This is a genomic window from Gelidibacter sp. (genome assembly GCF_035577925.1).
Taxonomy (GTDB): Bacteria; Bacteroidota; Bacteroidia; order Flavobacteriales; family Flavobacteriaceae; genus Gelidibacter.
Genome location: NZ_DATJCY010000145.1, coordinates 1 through 3,907 on the forward strand (window position 1 = coordinate 1; position 3,907 = coordinate 3,907).

2 protein-coding genes and 1 pseudogene are annotated in these 3,907 nt (G+C 30.3%); 2 read left to right on the forward strand and 1 reads right to left on the reverse strand.

Annotated elements, in window-relative coordinates:
- Positions 1-253: pseudogene (locus VNJ50_RS04965) on the forward strand (TonB-dependent receptor); the annotation flags it as partial.
- A gap of 303 nt (positions 254-556) precedes the next feature.
- Positions 557-1,351 carry a hypothetical protein gene (locus VNJ50_RS04970; protein WP_325579625.1) on the forward strand — a complete coding sequence of 265 codons (795 nt, stop codon included), beginning with the start codon at positions 557-559 and terminating at the stop codon, positions 1,349-1,351.
- A 452-nt stretch (positions 1,352-1,803) separates the two neighbouring features.
- Here VNJ50_RS04970 and VNJ50_RS04975 read toward each other — a convergent pair whose 3' ends face one another.
- Positions 1,804-2,631, reverse strand: coding sequence for a mechanosensitive ion channel family protein (locus VNJ50_RS04975; protein ID WP_325579627.1), 828 nt, complete (start codon positions 2,629-2,631; stop codon positions 1,804-1,806).
- Positions 2,632-3,907 lie beyond the last annotated feature (1,276 nt).

A 3,907-nucleotide genomic window follows, 5' to 3' on the forward strand; every position in this document is an offset into this window, starting at 1 on the left:
AATGCAACTCCCCAATCCCGACGAAGGCGAACTGAGAGAAACAGAAACCTTTATGGATTTGGGTGTAAAAGGACGATACAACATAAAGCTCAATGGGGCAACTTTACAACTGTTTGCAGGGGTAAAGAATATACTTAATTCATATCAAGATAATTTTGATAGAGGTATTGACCGCGACCCTGGATATGTTTACGGACCAATGAATCCGAGAACAGTTTATGTGGGTATAAACATTGGAAACTTTCTAAAATAGATTTCAATCCTTTTTAATTGTTATTTATATAAGGGGCAGGTCACGACTTGTCCCTTCTTGTTTCAGTTTGTAATTCCACTAACACCTTAGGCCTAACTCATTTATATATTATATGGCAAACTTACAAAGCTCTTTTATTTGCTAATTATAGGTGGGTTACGTATTTGGTGTTGGATGATAATGAATATTATATATCAGAACTTACATTACCAAAAACATTAGTCCATTACTAAAATATGATAAATAATTATTGTATTTTTGCTGCGAAAACAAAATGCTTAATTCTAATTTAACATGATAAACATGAATAGTGAAATAACAGACATACAATTAGAAAAATTAGAAGGTTTTATTGGATACGGAAGAGCCGATGCAAAAATTATTTTTATTGGAATTGAAGAAGGTGGTGGAGGGTTTGATAATCTGAAGAGGAGAATTAATGAAGAAAATTATGTATACCTTGATTGCAAAGAATTTCATTTAAAAGATGATGATAAACATTTATCCAATGAAAAGAAACACAAACTTCATAGTAATGACGAAAATGCTGCAGTAAAATTTCAATCAGTTTGGAGGTTTATGTCCTACTTAATGCTGAGACTGGAAGGAGTTGAAGTAGAAAGAATTATGGCCAATAACAAACAGCTATTAAGAGTGTATCAGAACAACAGTTTAGGAACAGTAAATGAAAATGGAAAAACTCTTCTTACAGAACTTTACCCAATACCATGTAAAAGTTTTAATACATGGGGTAAAGGTAAAGATTCATACACTCAAATAATACCTCAATACAAATCAAAAGAAGAATATAAAAGATCTGTTCTCCCAAAGAGGAAAAAAATATTTGAAGATTTGATTAAATCGGACAGTTTTTCAGCTTCTGCAATTATTTGCTACGGTAAAGGAAACTGGATGGAATTTGAAAAGTTTTTTGCGCTCTTCGGTGTTCAATTTGAAAATATAAATACTTCTAAAGAGTGCAAAATGGGACTTTTAAATAACAACGTTAAAGTGTTTTTAACTCCATTCTTTGGAAATGGACAAATGAATTATGAAACTCTTGAAGAAATAACAAAAGAAATATTAAGAGAAAAGTAATCTGCAAAACAATAATGTGTATCCGACTAATACGCCTATTGTCCCCGAAATTATTTTATTTTTTTTCATGGTTCTATTTCCGATGCTTGTTTTTTAGAGTAAAGACAAATATACAAAGACCAGTGCAATTATAAATATTGATATGGATATAGTTTCAAGATTCTATATCCATATTACTTTAAAGTGGATAAATAAACGCAATTGATATCTATGTTTATTTAAAAGGGCACATTAAAAAAGCCTTTCTTCTGCATGCATCATGCAATTGGCAAAGCTATATATATATAATAAAAACACCCAACCATACATTATCTGTAAAGTTGGGTGGTTATAATTATTGAGGCAAGAAAACTATAATAACTACTACACGCTTTAAGTGGGCTGGAAATAGTTATATTGTCAGCTATGTATGCATATTACAGCACTCACTTTTTCTTTCTCCCTCTCTTATTTTATTTATTATTATTATTATTATCATGAATATGTACATCCATTTGTGGGAAAGGTATGTTAAGTCCCTCTCTATTAAAGGTATTGTAAATATTTTCATTCATTTCAAAGAAAACACTCCAAAAATCAGCAGCATTAACCCATGCACGCATCGATATATTAACGGAACTATCCCCTAATTCAGACACCACAATAAAAACTGCAGGATCTTTCAAAATACGCTCTTCATTGTCAGCCAATTGTTTAAGCACTGCTTTTGCTTTGTTTGTGTCGTCTCCGTAGGCTATTCTAACTGTCCAATCAACTCTTCTTCTGGGTTCATTTGAAAAATTTATTAAAGATGAATTAGACAGCTCTGCATTTGGAACAACTATTGTTTTATTATCTGGAGTCTTAAGAATTGTATGAAAGATCTGAATCTGATTTACAGTTCCCGAATGACCTTGTGCAGTTATATAATCACCAACCTTAAATGGCTTTAAAATTAAAATAATTACTCCTCCTGCAAAATTCTGCAAAGTGCCCGAAAGAGCCATACCTACAGCCAAACCTGCAGCACCAAGAATGGCTATAAATGAAGTCATTTGAATACCTATCATACCAAGTACACTTACGATAAGCAATATCTTTAAAATAGCAGAAACCAAACTTTTCAAAAATGGTGTTAGAGAATTATTCACTTTACGTTTATCCAACATTTTTCCAAATCCACCAGTCAAAACTTTAATAACCCAAATTCCAATAATTAATACAAGTATAGCTCCTAATAGTTTTGGTCCATACTCAACAGCCATAAGTGTCAACTTATCCATCGCATTTTCTAAATTCATAATTGTTTTTATTTTGTTATTAATAATTATATGTGGCAAATATACGAAAACCACTGTGGCTATGAAAAAAGACAACTGTAAAATACTATGAAAAAAAGACGACAAGACTTGTGTGCATACTAGACCTAGTAAATCGTTATATGTCTAAATAAGATATTCAAATTTCATAAATTAAAAACTATAAGAATGAAAGAAAAATTTTAAAGCTCGTATAATATTGATTAACCATTAGTTAGTTCATATATTTTCCCTATTGTATAGTTGAAGTATACAATAAAGATGTATTTTAAACCAATTTCATTTTTCGATATTATAATAACACGAAATTATTTGATATTGGGATAAATTATTTCTAGAAATTGGAGTGATTTTTTTGCTATAAAGTGGAACCTTAGAAACTGGATAGTAAACTCACAATATTGGACAATTCGCCTACAAAATTGTCCAATTAAGTTATGGTAGACGAATTGGGAAATATAAACTGACTTTATTTGTCTATTTCCTGTCTTTTCTGTCTACCATAACATACAAAAAAACCGCTCAAATCTCTCAATTTGAACGGTTTGTCTATGTTTTGTCGCTTTATGTCTTATGCGACCAGTGGAGCTGGAGGGAAATGAACCACTCCATTTAAACCGTTCAAATATAATCGTTTACCTTTTTTTATAATCTATGGTGTACGATTTGGGAAATGTTGAAGCTAATGCAATTTTGTATGTAGTGTCTACCTTATGTCTGCATGTAACTCAGGTTCAAAGTTAATACATTTTTTTAATATGCAACTATATTGTAAATCAAACACATACCTAAGGTGCAAGGTGCAAGGTCTATATATAGACACTTGCACCTTGCACCTCGGGATGATAGATTTTTTGATTTAAACTTGAAGAATATATATTTGATATAAACTTCCAAATAGATCAGTTTTCTCAGTTGAAAAACAACAATAATATATCAAAGCAATTTTTGAATTAACAATAAGAAACAAACTTCAACTTTTCAGCATTTCATTTTATTTTTAACATTTAATTATTTACCTTTGGAAAGTAAATTTTGAAATAGAATATTATTACGTATAACATCCAAATTTAAATGTATATACGAATGTTTAAAAAAAAGTTGCGTAAATAAGACGCTTTATCGGCAATACGAAACAAGGTAATTCAGAAAAAACATTATATTTGTACCATAAATAAAAAGTAAGCGGAAAATGTAAAAATTAATTTCTTAGACAATCTAACAATCAGCTCAAAAAATTGGGTTCCCACTTTTGTTA

Coding starts and splice junctions, on each gene's coding strand:
- VNJ50_RS04970 (WP_325579625.1), top strand. CDS start 557: ATGAATAGTGAAATAACAGACATACAATTAGAAAAATTAGAAGGTTTT.
- VNJ50_RS04975 (WP_325579627.1), bottom strand. CDS start 2,631: ATGAATTTAGAAAATGCGATGGATAAGTTGACACTTATGGCTGTTGAG.